Annotated in this window: 15 protein-coding genes; 10 read left to right on the top strand and 5 right to left on the bottom strand. The window is 63.7% G+C overall.

The features are described 5' to 3' along the window. Nucleotides 1–23: 23 nt before the first annotated feature. Nucleotides 24–875, bottom strand: a complete 852-nt coding sequence (locus NR193_RS23155; RefSeq protein WP_256753079.1) for an alpha/beta fold hydrolase — start codon at nt 873–875, stop codon at nt 24–26. A gap of 125 nt (nt 876–1,000) precedes the next feature. Further along, a complete protein-coding gene (locus NR193_RS23160) occupies nt 1,001–2,530 on the bottom strand; it encodes an alpha/beta fold hydrolase (protein WP_256753080.1) in 1,530 nt (509 codons plus the stop codon). A gap of 359 nt (nt 2,531–2,889) precedes the next feature. Between NR193_RS23160 and NR193_RS23165 the strand changes: the two genes are divergently transcribed. Both NR193_RS23165 and NR193_RS23170 read left to right on the top strand, forming a co-directional pair. After that, nucleotides 2,890–4,305 carry an ATP-binding protein gene (locus NR193_RS23165; protein ID WP_256753081.1) on the top strand — a complete coding sequence of 472 codons (1,416 nt, stop codon included), beginning with the start codon at nt 2,890–2,892 and terminating at the stop codon, nt 4,303–4,305. Nucleotides 4,306–4,513: 208 nt separating this feature from the next. Further along, nucleotides 4,514–5,536 carry a glycosyltransferase family 1 protein gene (locus NR193_RS23170; RefSeq protein ID WP_256753082.1) on the top strand — a complete coding sequence of 341 codons (1,023 nt, stop codon included), beginning with the start codon at nt 4,514–4,516 and terminating at the stop codon, nt 5,534–5,536. Between the two features lie 168 nt (nt 5,537–5,704). On the opposite strand, the gene NR193_RS23175 is transcribed toward NR193_RS23170, so the two are convergent. The 3 genes from NR193_RS23175 to NR193_RS23185 all read right to left on the bottom strand — a co-directional run bounded on the left by NR193_RS23175 (nt 5,705) and on the right by NR193_RS23185 (nt 7,207). Next, nucleotides 5,705–6,064 carry a tRNA-binding protein gene (locus NR193_RS23175; protein WP_091579136.1) on the bottom strand — a complete coding sequence of 120 codons (360 nt, stop codon included), beginning with the start codon at nt 6,062–6,064 and terminating at the stop codon, nt 5,705–5,707. Between the two features lie 16 nt (nt 6,065–6,080). Continuing rightward, nucleotides 6,081–6,581 (bottom strand): YbjN domain-containing protein, encoded by a 501-nt coding sequence (locus tag NR193_RS23180; protein WP_013893499.1) that lies wholly within the window; start codon nt 6,579–6,581, stop codon nt 6,081–6,083. A 323-nt stretch (nt 6,582–6,904) separates the two neighbouring features. Further along, a complete protein-coding gene (locus tag NR193_RS23185) occupies nt 6,905–7,207 on the bottom strand; it encodes an accessory factor UbiK family protein (RefSeq protein WP_256753083.1) in 303 nt (100 codons plus the stop codon). 160 nt (nt 7,208–7,367) lie between these two features. Here NR193_RS23185 and NR193_RS23190 point away from each other — a divergent pair, with 160 nt between their 5' ends. From NR193_RS23190 to NR193_RS23225, 8 genes are all read left to right on the top strand, one after another. Then, complete coding sequence (locus tag NR193_RS23190) at nt 7,368–7,628, top strand: type II toxin-antitoxin system ParD family antitoxin (RefSeq protein WP_256753084.1); 261 nt, start codon at nt 7,368–7,370, stop codon at nt 7,626–7,628. Next, nucleotides 7,625–7,927 carry a type II toxin-antitoxin system RelE/ParE family toxin gene (locus NR193_RS23195; RefSeq protein WP_256753085.1) on the top strand — a complete coding sequence of 101 codons (303 nt, stop codon included), beginning with the start codon at nt 7,625–7,627 and terminating at the stop codon, nt 7,925–7,927. The genes NR193_RS23190 and NR193_RS23195 overlap by 4 nt, the downstream gene beginning before the upstream one ends. 190 nt (nt 7,928–8,117) lie before the next feature. Beyond that, nucleotides 8,118–8,357: a BrnA antitoxin family protein gene (locus tag NR193_RS23200; RefSeq protein ID WP_256753086.1), complete on the top strand. Its 240-nt coding sequence runs from the start codon at nt 8,118–8,120 to the stop codon at nt 8,355–8,357. Between the two features lie 137 nt (nt 8,358–8,494). Then, entirely contained in the window at nt 8,495–9,349 is an 855-nt protein-coding gene (gene lgt / locus NR193_RS23205; RefSeq protein ID WP_256753087.1) for a prolipoprotein diacylglyceryl transferase, read from the top strand. Beyond that, nucleotides 9,346–10,434, top strand: coding sequence for a class I SAM-dependent methyltransferase (locus tag NR193_RS23210; protein WP_256753088.1), 1,089 nt, complete (start codon nt 9,346–9,348; stop codon nt 10,432–10,434). The genes lgt and NR193_RS23210 overlap by 4 nt, the downstream gene beginning before the upstream one ends. 116 nt (nt 10,435–10,550) lie before the next feature. Beyond that, nucleotides 10,551–11,345 carry a peptidoglycan editing factor PgeF gene (gene pgeF, locus NR193_RS23215; RefSeq protein WP_256753089.1) on the top strand — a complete coding sequence of 265 codons (795 nt, stop codon included), beginning with the start codon at nt 10,551–10,553 and terminating at the stop codon, nt 11,343–11,345. Further along, nucleotides 11,345–12,496, top strand: a complete 1,152-nt coding sequence (locus NR193_RS23220; RefSeq protein ID WP_256753090.1) for a Xaa-Pro peptidase family protein — start codon at nt 11,345–11,347, stop codon at nt 12,494–12,496. Before pgeF ends, NR193_RS23220 begins: the two co-directional genes overlap by 1 nt. A gap of 43 nt (nt 12,497–12,539) precedes the next feature. Further along, the gene (locus NR193_RS23225; RefSeq protein ID WP_256753091.1) at nt 12,540–13,151 is read left to right on the top strand and encodes a hypothetical protein; all 612 of its coding nucleotides are present in this window, start codon (nt 12,540–12,542) and stop codon (nt 13,149–13,151) included. The last annotated feature ends 194 nt before the right edge of the window (nt 13,152–13,345 follow it).

Raw genomic sequence — 13,345 nt, forward strand, 5'->3', positions numbered from 1 at the left:
ACAAACAACCTGATTTGGGAATCCTACGATTCTCTCAAAACAGGAAACGCTCTAGCGCTCCGCACGAAGTCGGCGAGTTCGCGATTGAAGCGGGAGGCGTCCTCGATGAAAGGGGCGTGTCCGACTTCGGAATACCAAGACGCGCTGCTCGTGTAGCATATCTGCAGGATGTGCTCGCCCATTGCCGGCAGAACCACGGTATCACCGCGGCCGTGGGTCATCAGCACGGGTTTGCGCAATGTGGCCAGAACGTCGTCGGAATTGATCGCGCGAGTAACGAGCGCGGCCCGCACTCTTGCCGGCACGACGATGTTCCAGCACAGCGCGGCCTCATATTCGTCCTTCGACAGTGACTGCGCGGTGCAGCCCTGCACGAATTCGCGCATCGCCCGGATGTTGGAGGGAAGGTCGTCCGCCGTCGCACCGGGCACGTGGTCGAGAAAACCCGGGCCGATCAGGACCCCGAACACCGCGCGGTCGAGCGTGACCGCCGCACCCACGAAGTTGATGCCTGCAATCGCGTCCTGACCGTATGTGCGCAGGTAGTCGCAGATGATAAAGCCCGCATAGGACCAGCCGACGAGAGCCGGCCGTTCGAGCCGGAGCTGGTCGATGATCGAAGCGATATCGTCCGCCCATGGCTTCGGTTCCGTATACTGCTCCTGCGCCTCAGGCGCTTCCGACATGCCGTGGCCACGAAGGTCGAAGGCGACGAGGCGAAAGCTTTCCGCCAGCCGGCTCTCATACTGCTTCTTCCAGCACAGGTGATTTTGCGACCATCCATGGATGAAGAGGATGGCTGGAGCATCGGCCTTGCCCCATTCGCGCACATGCAGCTTCACGCCGCCTCCGCCGATCACTGTATGGATCTTCATCTCGGTACCTCCATTTGCCTGACTGGCGCCGATGGTCGCCGCCTGGCGTTAGAGGGAGTGTTGTGCCGGGCGTTGAAATGACCGTAGGAATTCCAAGCCACGGTAGCGCCGGCCCGGCCTTTCCCTCACTCGGGGTGGGCCATGAAGGACCTGACTTCCCGCAGGAAATCGGTGAAGGCCGGCTCGTTGGCAAGCAGGATGTGATTGGCGCTGTTGAGGTCGACGAAGCGCGCGCCCGGTATACCGGCCGCCAGCGTCTTGCCTTCCTCGAACGGCACCGCGGCATCGTTTCTGGCGTGCAACACCAGCGTTGGAACGCTTACCTGCCCGAGCACCGCCGAGACATCCATGTCTCCGAAGGCCGAGTGCAGCAGGCTTGCGTTAAGCGGCGAGGCGGTGTGGCGCTGGAGATCGTTGAACCAGGCCATCTGCTCGCGGCTTGCCCCCGGAATGAAGGTTTCGGTGAACAACTGGCGAAAGGCGGGGTTGTCCTTGCCCCACCCCTCGCGGATCAGCGTGGTCATGGCTTCATGGGTATTGACCTGGTGGCTGTCCCCACGCTTTCGCCAGCCCCTTGCATAGCCGCCGTAAAGGATGAGGCGCGAGACGCGCTCGCGGTGCCGGATCACATAGGCGATCGATATGGCGCAACTTTGGGAGACGCCGAGCAGCGGGAACCTGTCGAGACCGCTTGCGTCGGCAACGCTTTCCAGATCGGTGACCATGGCCTCGAAGGAGAAATCGCCGACGTTCCAGTCGGAGAGGCCGTTCCCGCGCTCATCGTAGCGGATCAGGGTATTCCCGGTCGAAAGCGAATCGATCCAGTGTCGCCACACCGGGCTTTCCCATTCATATTGCAGATGCGACATCCAGTGCGCCGCGCGAAGCAGGGGCGGGCCGCTGCCCGAAACCGCATAGGCGATCCGGACGCCGTCCGGGCTGCTGCAATAGTGTATCTCCTGGGAACGCTGGATGCCTGGCGCAGGACCTTCGGCCGACGCCTGATGCTCCTCCCGCGCCAGTGGCGATTGCACCGCGCGCTCCCTGGCCTCGGTGGCCAGCGATCTAACCTCCAAGGCGATCTGCTTGTTGGTCGGGTCGAGGGACTGCAGTGTCTCCGCGTGCGAAAGCGCCCGCTCCGGGTCCGAGCGCAGCCGCTCGACAAGCGCCTGCAGGATCATCAATCGGGTGCGATCCAAGGCGTCGCCATGGAATGTGCGCCACGCCTCGAACACTGGGCAGCGCGGCAGTTCCAGGTCCTCGAGAAACCGCCCCCGGAACAAGGCAGCTGCCGTCTCCAGCCGCTGGGTGTCGAGGGAGCGCACATCACCGGCGGTCATGTGAGCGACGCCGAGCAGATCGACGTCGAGACCGGTGGTGTCGAAAAGCACGCTGTCTCGATCCGCCCTAAGGCAGTCACCGTTGTCTTCGATGATGTGCCTGAGCTTCGAGAGACTCCATCGCAGCGAAGCTCTCGGATCGTCCGGGATGTCCCAGAACATCTGGCACAAATGGTCGCGCCGCTGCCTCCGGTTCGTCACCGCCAGATAGGCGAGCAGGGCGCGGGTTTTCTTCGACGGAGGCAGGGCGATCTCCCGGTCGTCCCGTAGGACAACCAGTTGGCCGAGCACCTTGATCCCCAGTAGACCCTTCATTTGGGACACCGATCGCCTGTGCCCGATTTTATCCGCCATACGGCGCGGTGTAAATTTGCCGATGGTTGGTGGTTATGGAATGAAAAGATGAGCATCGTCGCCCATCGTCCCGGCCGGGCTGAAACGAGGAAGTAGTGATGTGAGGAAAATGTCTATCCACCGAACCGGCGCAGAGCCGGGAGCGTGAAGGCACCATAGATTTGACAATTCGGGAATAAAGCCTTTGTTATCAATCACCGACAAACCAGCGTTTGACAGCCTAACCACTTGAACTCAAACGGCTGTTCCAGAACGGCTCAGCGTGGAATAGAATGCCGCCCGCGGCCTGCTGAGCGGCCGCGGTTGAGCGAAAAGATCGAATGGCAACCACGGAACTGGAACAGCCGGGGAATGGCGGCTTGAGCGCACGCGCGACGCGGACGCTGAAGACGGTGCCGCGCATCTGGAACCGGTTCTGGCGCCTCGTTTCGCTTTACATGCCCAAGCGGCTCTATGCCCGCTCGCTGATCATCGTCATCGCGCCGATGATCCTGCTGCAATCGGTCGTCGCCTTCGTCTTCATGGAGCGCCATTGGGCAACCGTGACGCAGCGCCTGTCGCAGGCCACCGTGCGCGACATCGCCGCCATCATCGACATGATCGAGACCTATCCGCACGACGCCGACTACGCCAACATCATCCGCATCTCCCAGGACCGCATGCAGCTGAAGGTCGACCTGTTGCCGCCCGATCCGTTGCCGCCGCCCGGACCCAAACCATTCTTCTCGATCCTCGACGACGTTCTCTCGGCCGAGATCACCCGCCAGATCAACCGGCCGTTCTGGATCGACACGGTGGGCAATTCCAACATCGTCGAGGTGCGCGTCCAGCTCGAGGGCAAGGTGCTGCGCGTCTTCGTGCGGCGCAGCCAGGCCTATGCCTCGAACACACACATCTTCCTGATCTGGATGGTCGGCACCTCGCTGGTGCTTTTGATGATCGCCATTCCCTTCCTGCGCAACCAGATCCGGCCGATCCTGACGCTTGCCGAAGCCGCCGAAAGCTTCGGCAAGGGCCGGCCGATGCCGCGCGACTTCCGGCCACGCGGCGCCGAGGAGGTTCGCCGCGCCGGCTTCGCCTTCATCCAGATGCGCGAGCGCATCGAACGCCAGATCGAACAGCGCACCGCCATGCTGACCGGCGTCAGCCACGACCTCAGGACCATCCTCACCCGCTTCAAGCTGCAGTTGGCGCTGGCCGGCGGCAAGGCAGAGACCAAGGCAGCCCTCAATCAGGACATCGACGACATGCAGTCGATGCTCGAAGGCTATCTCGCCTTTGCCCGCGGCGAGGCTTCGGAAGACGCCGGACGTTTCGACCTCGAAGCCTATTTCCAGAAGCTCGACGAGGAGGCCAGGCTGCGCAAACGCAAGCTGTCGACGACGCTCACCGGCGACCGCGATGTGCATGTGCGGCCGAACGCCTTCGCCCGCCTGATGTCCAACGTCATCGGCAACGCCTTCCGCTATGCCAGGACGGTGGAGGTCAACGCCACGCATGGACGCGGCTCACTGCTGGTCACCATCGACGACGATGGTCCGGGCATTCCCGCCGACCGGCGCGAGGACGTGTTCAAGCCGTTCGTGCGGCTCGACGAGGCCCGCAACCTCGATGCCAGCGGCACCGGGCTCGGCCTGTCGATCGCTCGTGACATCGCCCGCAGCCATGGCGGCGACATCACGCTGGACGACAGCCCGCTCGGCGGATTGCGCGCCGTGATCAAGGTACCCGCCTAGGCAGGCCAGGCGCCAGGCTTCATCCGCCCGTCATGAAACCATGGTGAAGAGCGCGCATGAAGCGCGCGACCACCCTTGATTCGGCCCTGCCGCCTCACTTCGACCCCGTGCCCGCCCGGGTGCGCTGGAGCGAAGCGAGGGCGGCAAGCTGGTCGCCGTTCCGGCATCGCCTCAAGGCAAACGTCGACCTTTCGAGCAAAGGGCCGCCATGCGCATATTGATGGTCACCGACGCCTGGCGCCCGCAGGTCAATGGCGTCGTCCACACGCTGGAGCGGCTTGCCGAAACGCTGAAATCCTTCGACGTCGCGGTGGATTTCCTGACCCCAAACATCTTTCGCACGCTGCCCTTGCCCACCTACCCCGACATAAGGCTGGCACTGACCACGCCCGGCCACGTCGCGCGGCTGATCGAAGCCGGCAAGGCCGACCACATCCACATCGTCACCGAGGGTCCGCTCGGCATCATGGCGCGGCGCTATTGCCGCAATGCCGGCCGTCCATTCACCACCAGCTATCACACGCGCTTTCCCGAATATCTCAGCGCCCGCCTGCCGGTGCCGGAAAGCTGGGCTTATCGCTGGCTGCGCGATTTCCACAATTCCGGCCAGGGCACGCTGGTCGCCACCCAGTCGCTTGCCGACGATCTGTCGGCGCGCGGCTTCACCAAGCTGCGGCCATGGACGCGCGGCGTCGACACCAACCATTTCCGGCCGGACAAGAAGAAGGATCTCGGCTTCCCCGGCCCGATCTTCCTCTGCGTCGGCCGCGTCGCCATCGAGAAGAACCTCTCCGCCTTCCTCGATCTCGACCTGCCCGGCAGCAAGGTGATCGTCGGCGAGGGTCCCGAACTTGCCAGGCTCAAGGCGAAGTACCCGCAGGCCCATTTCCTCGGCCACCGCCCCAACGACGAACTGGCCGAGATCTATGCCTCGGCCGATGTCTTCGTTTTCCCCAGCCGCACCGACACGTTCGGCAACGTCATCATCGAGGCGCTGGCCAGCGGCACGCCCGTCGCCGCCTATCCGGTGACCGGGCCGATCGACATTGTCGGCGACGGCTTTGGCGGCGCGGTCTCGAACGACCTGCGCGAGGCAGCGCTCGCCGCGCTCAACGTCGACCGTGCCGACGCGCGCGAACGCGCCATGCGCTACAGCTGGAAAGCCTGCGCGGAAATGTTCCTTGATACGGTCGAGGAAGCGCTCGGCACCACGCGGAAGCTGGCGGCCTGACCCTCTATTGGTCATCCACGGGCGAAGCGACGGCGAAGCCGCCGCGCAGACCCGAGGAGGACGAAAGCTAGAGCATGATCCCGAAAAGTGGAACCCGGTTTTCGGGAAAGATCATGCTCAAACAAAGAGATAGAGCCCCATCCCGATTCCATCGGGATGGGACAGGCTCTAGAACAATCGCCCGCCATCCGGCACCCGGCGCTCGATGGCGCCCAGCACTACGGCGCCCTCCTCGTCGGGGAAACCGAGCGTCAGCACTTCCGACATGAACGGGCCGATCTGGCGCGGCGGGAAATTGACCACCGCGAATACCTGCCGGCCGATCAGCGTCTCCGGCGCATAATATTTGGTGATCTGCGCCGACGATTTCTTGATGCCGATGTCAGCGCCGAAATCGATCTTCAGCTTGAATGCCGGCTTGCGCGCCTGCGGAAACGGCTCGGCCTCGACGATCGTGCCGGCGCGGATGTCGACACGATCGAAATCGGCGAAACTGATCTCGGGCTTGCGCTCGCTGCTCGAACTCATCTCTGTCTTGCTTGGTTCAGGCGTTGCCGTAGGTCTCGAACAGCACGCCGGCCAGCGCGTCCTTGGCCGAGGTTCCCGACCAGACGACGAACTGGAACGCCTGGAAATAGCATTCGCAGGCTTCCAGCGCCGACGACAGCAGCACCTCGACCTGCTGGCTCGAAGGCTCGACCCCGCCTGCCAGGAGCAGCGACTGGCGGAACATGATCGCGCCCTCCTGCTCCCAGAGGTCGAAATGGCCAAACAGCATCTGTTCGTTGATCAGCGACAAGAGCCGCATCACTTCCAGCGCACGGGTCTCCGGTACCTTGATGTCGAAGGCACAGGCCAGATGCAGCGCCTCGAAATCCTCCATCCAGGAGAAGGAGACGTGATAGTCGGTCCAGCTGCCGGCAACCGAGATCGAAATCTCGTCGTCGCCAGCCCGTTCGAAGGACCAGTCGTTGTTGTGGGCGACCTGCTCGATAACATCCACCGGATGGATTTCGCGGGAGAATTCGAGTTCGAGAAGTTCCATGGAATGCTTCCTGTCGTTCTGAGGAGCGCCGCCACACGCTCCGCGGGAGGGCACACACAACGAACAATCTTGTCTAGAACTCGGACGGCCAGGACTTCTCGACACAAAGACCCCAGACCGGACCCCACCGCCCGGCCGCATGACCCTGCTCCGAATCATGCAACAAATTCAGTCTATTGATCGGGAGTCGCGTGAACAGCCCAATTTTTCGCACTGCGTCATTCGCATGTGGAAAGCCGCTGTCACAAAGATTCATGCAATGCCGTTAAGCGATTCACGGCAAAGCGCTTTTCAGGATTATGCTTTGTGGAAAAGTTTAACGATTATTTTTTTGCGCGGGGCTTTGCCGCCGCCGCTGGTGCGGCCTGTCCGGTCAATTCGGCAAGCTTCGCTTCGAGCGCCTCGATGCGGGCGGCAAGACGGGTATTCTCGTCCCTCGCCTTGGCGGCCATCTCGCGCGCGGCCTCGAACTCCTCGCGCTGCACCACATCCATCGAGTTGAGGATGCGCTCGGCCTGTCCCTTGAAGGCGGTCTCCACCTCACGGCGCACGCCTTGCGCCGCGCCCGCGGCGTCGGTCATCAACTTGGCGAATTCATCGAGAATGCGGTTCGGTCCGGTCGACATGGCAAATCCTCGCTTGCTCGAAATGACGTAGTGGTGCCGCGCGTCGAATGCAAGAACGTTGAAGCCACTGCTTCATCAAGTCGGACCCACCCTATCCAAAACACTGGCAAATCCGGTCAATAACTATTATTGTTTGGGAGCAGTTCTCAGGAGCACCACCATGGCCATTAGCGCAGACTTGGGCACCCGTCTCGAAGATATCGTAAACCAACTTGTCAGCACCGGTCGCTACAATTCAAAGAGCGAAGTGCTGCGCGAAGGCGTTCGCCTTGTCGAAGAGCGGGAGAAGCGCCTTGCCGCCCTCGACGCAGCCCTCGCCAAAGGTATCTCGGATGCCGATGCCGGGCGGGTGAAGCCAGCCGACGAAGTGTTGGATCGCCTAGAGGCCAAGTACAAGGCGATGGCAGAGAAGAGCAAGTGAAGCGGCTGGTCTTCACCGATCAAGCAGAGGCAGACCTTGAAGTCATTGGCGACCATATCGCGCTGGACAACCCGTTTCGGGCCGTGACATTCATCCAGGAGTTACGTCATGATTGCCTCGAGTTGCGTACCATGCCGGAGCGGTATCCACTTTTCGAGCGGCATCGATCCTCGGGCATTCGGCGGCGCGTCCACGGCAACTATCTGATTTTCTATCGCGTTGGCGCAGAAACCGTGGAGATCCTGCACATCCTGCACGGAGCGATGGACCTTGGACCTGTCCTGTTCCCCGACAATTGACGGCAACCACCTGATCTGCGCCGGCACTCGACCGCAACCGTTAATGCGCGGCTAGAAAGCATGTCGATGGGGAGGAGGCCCGCGCCCGCAAGCATTTTCGAACGGCTCCTATACGTAATGGCGCCAAGTCGCCTATTGTGACGCTTTCATCTCGTCTTGCGTCAAGCACGCTCCAGTCAGGGTCAAACAAATGGCAACGCCCCCGCGCCGACCGACAAATCCGATGGCAGCCGCCGAGGCTGCCTTCAAGCCGATCAGGAAACCGGCCGCACCAATTCGCGAACCCTCGTCCGCACCAAATGTCAGGGAGCTTGTGTCGATCAGGATCGATCGCGCCGTGCTGGACCATTTCCAGGAAGACGGTCCCGGCTGGCAGGACAGGATCAACGACGCGTTGCGGCGGATGGTTGCCGTCAAGCCTGAGGATTGAACCCGCCACCTGTATGGCGATAGGCCCGCGAGGGTGATCCGATCCCGGCAATTGACGGCAATCACCTTGCCTTGACCCTGCCAAAACACTGCCGCATGGTCCGCGCGCAAACGCGTTTCGCAACCGAGAGCTCCCCGTTGAACGAATATTTCCTGCTGCCGCTGGCCTCCCTGCCCTTTCCCAACATCAATCCGATCCTCATCCAGATCGGTCCACTGGCGGTGCATTGGTACGGTGTCGGCTACATCGTCGGCATCCTGTTCGCCTGGTGGTATGCCAAGCGGCTCGCCGCCAATGCCAGGCTGTGGCCGAACGGCATCCTGCCTATGAAGCCGGAGGACCTCGACGATTTCATCGTCTGGGCGGCCATCGGTGTCGTGCTGGGGGGGCGCACCGGTTACGTGCTGTTCTACGACCTGCCGCGCTACATTGCCCACCCGCTCGACATCTTCGCCGTCTGGCAAGGTGGCATGTCGTTTCATGGCGGCCTGCTCGGCGTCACCCTCGCCATGACGCTGTTTTCCATCAGGCGCGGCATCCGCACCTGGTCGCTGTTCGATGTCGTTGCCGCCGGCGTGCCGGTCGGCCTTGGCCTGGTGCGCGTCGCCAACTTCATCAATTCCGAACTCTGGGGCCGGCCGACCGATGTGCCGTGGGCGATCGAGTTCCCCAATGGCGGGCCGTTTGCCCGCCATCCGAGCCAGCTCTATGAGGCCCTGCTCGAGGGGCTTGTGCTGTTCCTCGTGCTGCGCATCCTCACCCATTCGCGCCTCAAGCTGAAGACGCCGGGCTTCGTCGGCGGCGCCTTCATCTGCGGCTATGGCCTGTCACGCATCTTCGTCGAGTTCTTCCGCGAGCCCGACCAGCAACTCGGCTATCTCCTTGGCACCAACTGGCTGACCATGGGCATGATCCTGTCGTCGCCGATGGTGCTGGCCGGCATCTGGGCGATGGTGACCGCCAAGCCGGTGCCCCAGTCACAGCCGGCATGACACGGCTGAAGGCCCGCATCGTCGACCTGATCGAGGCGCTGGGGCCGATCCCGGTCAACGAATACATGGCGCTGTGCCTGTTCGACCACGCGGATGGCTACTACACGACGCGCGAACCCTTCGGTACCGCCGGCGACTTCATCACCGCGCCGGAGATCAGCCAGATGTTCGGCGAACTCGTCGCCGTCTGGCTCTACCAGGCCTGGCTGGCCAGCGGCCGGCCGATGCCGGTGACCATCGCCGAGATCGGCCCCGGCCGCGGCACGCTGATGAAGGACATGCTGCGCACCCTGTCGCGGCTTGATCCTGATCTGGCCAACGGCGCCGCCTTCGCCATGATCGAGACCAGCCCGCGCCTGACCGAGGTCCAGAAACAGACGCTTGCCGCGACACCGTTCGCGGTCCGTTGGCACGAAACCATCGACACGTTGCCGCAACAGACGCTTCTCATCGTCGGCAACGAATTGTTCGACGCCGTGCCCATCCGCCAGTTCGTCCGCGCCGGCGCCGGCTGGCGCGAGCGCATGGTCGGCCTGGATGATGGGGACAACCTTGGCTTCTTCGCCGGTGCCGGCTCGGTCGACCCGACGCTGCTGCCTGAGGATGCCGCCGGCGCGCCGCAAGGCGCCATCGTCGAAGTGGCGCCTGCCCGCGCCGCATTGATGGCGGCCATCGCCGAACGCATCGCCGCCCACGGCGGCGCCGGGCTATTCCTCGACTATGGCCACCTCCAGCCGGGTGTCGGCGACACGCTGCAGGCCTTGCGCAGGCACGATCACGAAGATGTGCTGGCCAATCCGGGCGAAGCCGACCTCACGACCCATGTCGATTTCGCCGCCCTTGCCGCGATCGTGCGCGCGCACGGCCTCGACGCCCATCTGTCGACGCAGGGCCACTTCCTGCTCGGCATGGGCATTCTCGAGCGCGCCGGCCGGCTCGGCGCCGATGCCGCCCAGGAAGCCCGCCAAAAGATCGTCGACGACGTCGAGCGCCTCGCCGGCCCGCAAGCCATGGGCGAGCTGTTCAAGGTGCTTGCCGTGCTGCCGCGTGGCGTGGCCGTCCGCCCCTTTGCCGCGGCGGATTGACTTTTCGACGCCGCCCCTCCCAATCTCCCGTCCGGTAAAAGAGCGGTCGCCCCCCCGGCCGCGCTTTGTCCCGACTTTTTCTTGACGAAACCGCCCACACGGACAACAACGCCCGCATGCTGAATCAGACCAAACCGGATCCCGTTCGGTCGCCCCTGCTGGACAAGGCGCAGGCGCAAGGCATCCGCCACGGCTATTTCACCCGCACGGGCGGCGTCTCCAGCGGCATCTACCGGGGCCTCAACATCGGCACCGGATCGAATGACGACCAGGCGCTTGTCGCCGAGAACCGCGGCCGCGTCGCCGCCTGGATGGGCGTGCCGGCGAGCCACCTGTTGACCGCCCACCAGATCCACTCGCCCGATGTCGTCATTGTCCGGGAGCCCTTTGCCGGCGAACGGCCCAAGGCCGACGCCATCGTCACCGACCAGCCGGGCATTGCCATCGGCGCCTCCACCGCCGACTGCGGCCCGGTGTTGTTCGCCGATGCGCAGGCGCGCATCATCGGCGCGGCACATGCAGGCTGGAAAGGCGCCTTCACTGGTGTGCTGGAAAACACGGTTCTCGCCATGGAACGCCTCGGCGCCCGGCGCGAACGCATCGTCGCCGTGCTCGGCCCCTCGATCGGCCCCGAGAACTACGAGGTCGGACCGGAATTCGTCGCCCGCTTCGTCCAGGCCGACGCCGAAAACATCGGCTATTTCGCGCCCTCCGCCAACGCCGGCCATGCGATGTTCGACCTCAACCGCTACACGGTCGACCGGCTCGCGAGGGCCGGGGTGACGGCCGAGGGTCTCGGCCGCTGCACCTATGCCGAGGCGGATCTGTTTTACTCCTACCGGCGCACCACGCACCGCAAGGAGCCCGATTACGGCCGGCAGGTTTCGGCAATCGTTTTGGAGAGGCAATAATGGCGCTGCATTTTGAACGATCGGAATTCGACGCGCGGCGCGACCGGCTGATGATCGAGATGGCCGAAAAGAAGCTCGACGCCATCCTGCTGTTCGCGCAGGAGAGCATGTACTGGCTGACCGGCTACGACACGTTCGGCTTCTGCTTCTTTCAGTGCCTGGTGGTGAAGGCCGACGGTTCGATGGTGCTTTTGACCCGTTCGGCCGACCTGCGCCAGGCGCGCCACACCTCGATCATCGACAACATCGTCTTGTGGACCGACCGCAATGGCGCCAATCCGGCGGTCGACCTGCGCAATCTGCTCAACGAGCTCGACCTGCTCGGCGCCCGCATCGGCGTCGAATACGACACCCATGGGCTGACCGCATACAATGGCCGTCGGCTGGACGAGCAGTTGCAGACTTTCGGCCAGATCGCCGACGCGTCCGGCATTGTCGGCCGGCTGCGCCTGTTCAAGAGCCCGGCCGAGGTTGCCAAGGCCGAGAAGGCCGCCAATCTCTCCGACGACGCGCTGGACGCGGCCTTGCCGCTGATCAAGCAGGGCGGCGACGAAGCCCTGATCCTGGCCGCCATGCAGGGCGCGATCTTTGCCGGCGGCGGCGACTATCCGGCCAACGAGTTCATCATCGGCTCCGGCGTCGACGCGCTGCTGTGCCGCTACAAGGCCGGCCGCCGCAAGCTCACCAAGAACGACCAGCTGACGCTCGAATGGGCCGGCGTCTTCAACCACTACCATGCGCCGATGATGCGCACGGTGCTGACCGGCAAGGTCTCGAAGCGCCATCAGGAACTGTTCGACGCCGCCCGCGCCGCCCTCCTGGCCGTCGAGAAGGCGATGACGCCGGGCAACAGCTTCGGCGAGGTGTTCGATGCCCATGCCCGCACCATGGAAGCGCACGGCCTGACCAAGCACCGGCTGAACGCCTGCGGCTACTCGGTCGGCGCCCGTTTCACGCCGTCCTGGATGGACATGCCGATGTTCTATCAGGGCAACCCCGAGCCCATCGCGCCGAACATGACGCTGTTCGCCCACATGATCATCATGGATTCCGACACCGAGACGGCGATGACGCTTGGCCGCACCTACCTGACCACCGAATCCCAACCCAGGCCGCTGTCCCGCCATGATCTCGACTTGATCGTACAGTGAATCCATAATGGGAGGCGTTCTTCGCCAAGGAGTTATGAGGCAAATGAGACGATCGCATGTGACGACCGTGTCATTGCTCGTGGCGCTCGCGCTGGCCGCCTGCACCAACGCCAAGGATGTCCTCGAGCCTTCGGCGATCACCCCGCCGGCGACCTCGACGCAGGCGCTGCCCGCCACGCAAGGCAACACGGCAGCCGCGGCGCCCGCGCCAGCCACCACCACGGCGGGCGCTCCTGCAACCGCCACCACACCGCTCACGCCTGCCCAGAGCGCCGCCATCCTTTCCAAGACCCGCCTGCAGATCGCGCCGATCGTCGGCGCCTCGGTTGAAGCCGCGACGCCGCTGACGGCGGAACTGCAGACGCGCGCCAGGCAGCGCGGCATCACGCTCGCCGGCAGCGCAGACCAGACCGCGACCCATGTGCTCAAAGGCTATTTCTCGGCGATTTCGGAAGGCAAGGACACCACCGTCATCTATGTCTGGGACGTCTACGACCCGGCCGGCAACCGCCTGCACCGCATCAACGGCCAGCTGAAAGCGCCTTCGGCCAACGGCGGCGACAGCTGGAAGGCGGTCGCGCCGGCCACCATGCAGGCGATCGCCGACCAGACCATCGACCAGTTCGCGGACTGGCTGGGCGGCAAGGCAGGCTAGGCATCGGACCCAAAAGTGGAAACGGTTTTGGGAAAATCCGATGCTCAAACGAGAAGAGGGAGCAGCGGGAGTCCGATGCTTCCTGTTGCCGGCTGGCGATGGTGCGGAGCTTTCTTGAGATTAGCCGGCGGATTCCCGATCACGACGCTTGCAATACCGGCGCGGGCCGCTAAAAGCCCGATGAAATCCCTCAC

The sequence above is a fragment of the Mesorhizobium sp. Mes31 genome (assembly GCF_024519675.1).
In the GTDB taxonomy this organism is placed as follows: Bacteria; Pseudomonadota; Alphaproteobacteria; order Rhizobiales; family Rhizobiaceae; genus Mesorhizobium.

Coding starts and splice junctions, on each gene's coding strand:
- NR193_RS23155 (WP_256753079.1), bottom strand. CDS start 875: ATGAAGATCCATACAGTGATCGGCGGAGGCGGCGTGAAGCTGCATGTG.
- NR193_RS23160 (WP_256753080.1), bottom strand. CDS start 2,530: ATGAAGGGTCTACTGGGGATCAAGGTGCTCGGCCAACTGGTTGTCCTA.
- NR193_RS23165 (WP_256753081.1), top strand. CDS start 2,890: ATGGCAACCACGGAACTGGAACAGCCGGGGAATGGCGGCTTGAGCGCA.
- NR193_RS23170 (WP_256753082.1), top strand. CDS start 4,514: ATGCGCATATTGATGGTCACCGACGCCTGGCGCCCGCAGGTCAATGGC.
- NR193_RS23175 (WP_091579136.1), bottom strand. CDS start 6,064: ATGAGTTCGAGCAGCGAGCGCAAGCCCGAGATCAGTTTCGCCGATTTC.
- NR193_RS23180 (WP_013893499.1), bottom strand. CDS start 6,581: ATGGAACTTCTCGAACTCGAATTCTCCCGCGAAATCCATCCGGTGGAT.
- NR193_RS23185 (WP_256753083.1), bottom strand. CDS start 7,207: ATGTCGACCGGACCGAACCGCATTCTCGATGAATTCGCCAAGTTGATG.
- NR193_RS23190 (WP_256753084.1), top strand. CDS start 7,368: ATGGCCATTAGCGCAGACTTGGGCACCCGTCTCGAAGATATCGTAAAC.
- NR193_RS23200 (WP_256753086.1), top strand. CDS start 8,118: ATGGCAACGCCCCCGCGCCGACCGACAAATCCGATGGCAGCCGCCGAG.
- NR193_RS23210 (WP_256753088.1), top strand. CDS start 9,346: ATGACACGGCTGAAGGCCCGCATCGTCGACCTGATCGAGGCGCTGGGG.
- pgeF (WP_256753089.1), top strand. CDS start 10,551: ATGCTGAATCAGACCAAACCGGATCCCGTTCGGTCGCCCCTGCTGGAC.
- NR193_RS23220 (WP_256753090.1), top strand. CDS start 11,345: ATGGCGCTGCATTTTGAACGATCGGAATTCGACGCGCGGCGCGACCGG.
- NR193_RS23225 (WP_256753091.1), top strand. CDS start 12,540: ATGAGACGATCGCATGTGACGACCGTGTCATTGCTCGTGGCGCTCGCG.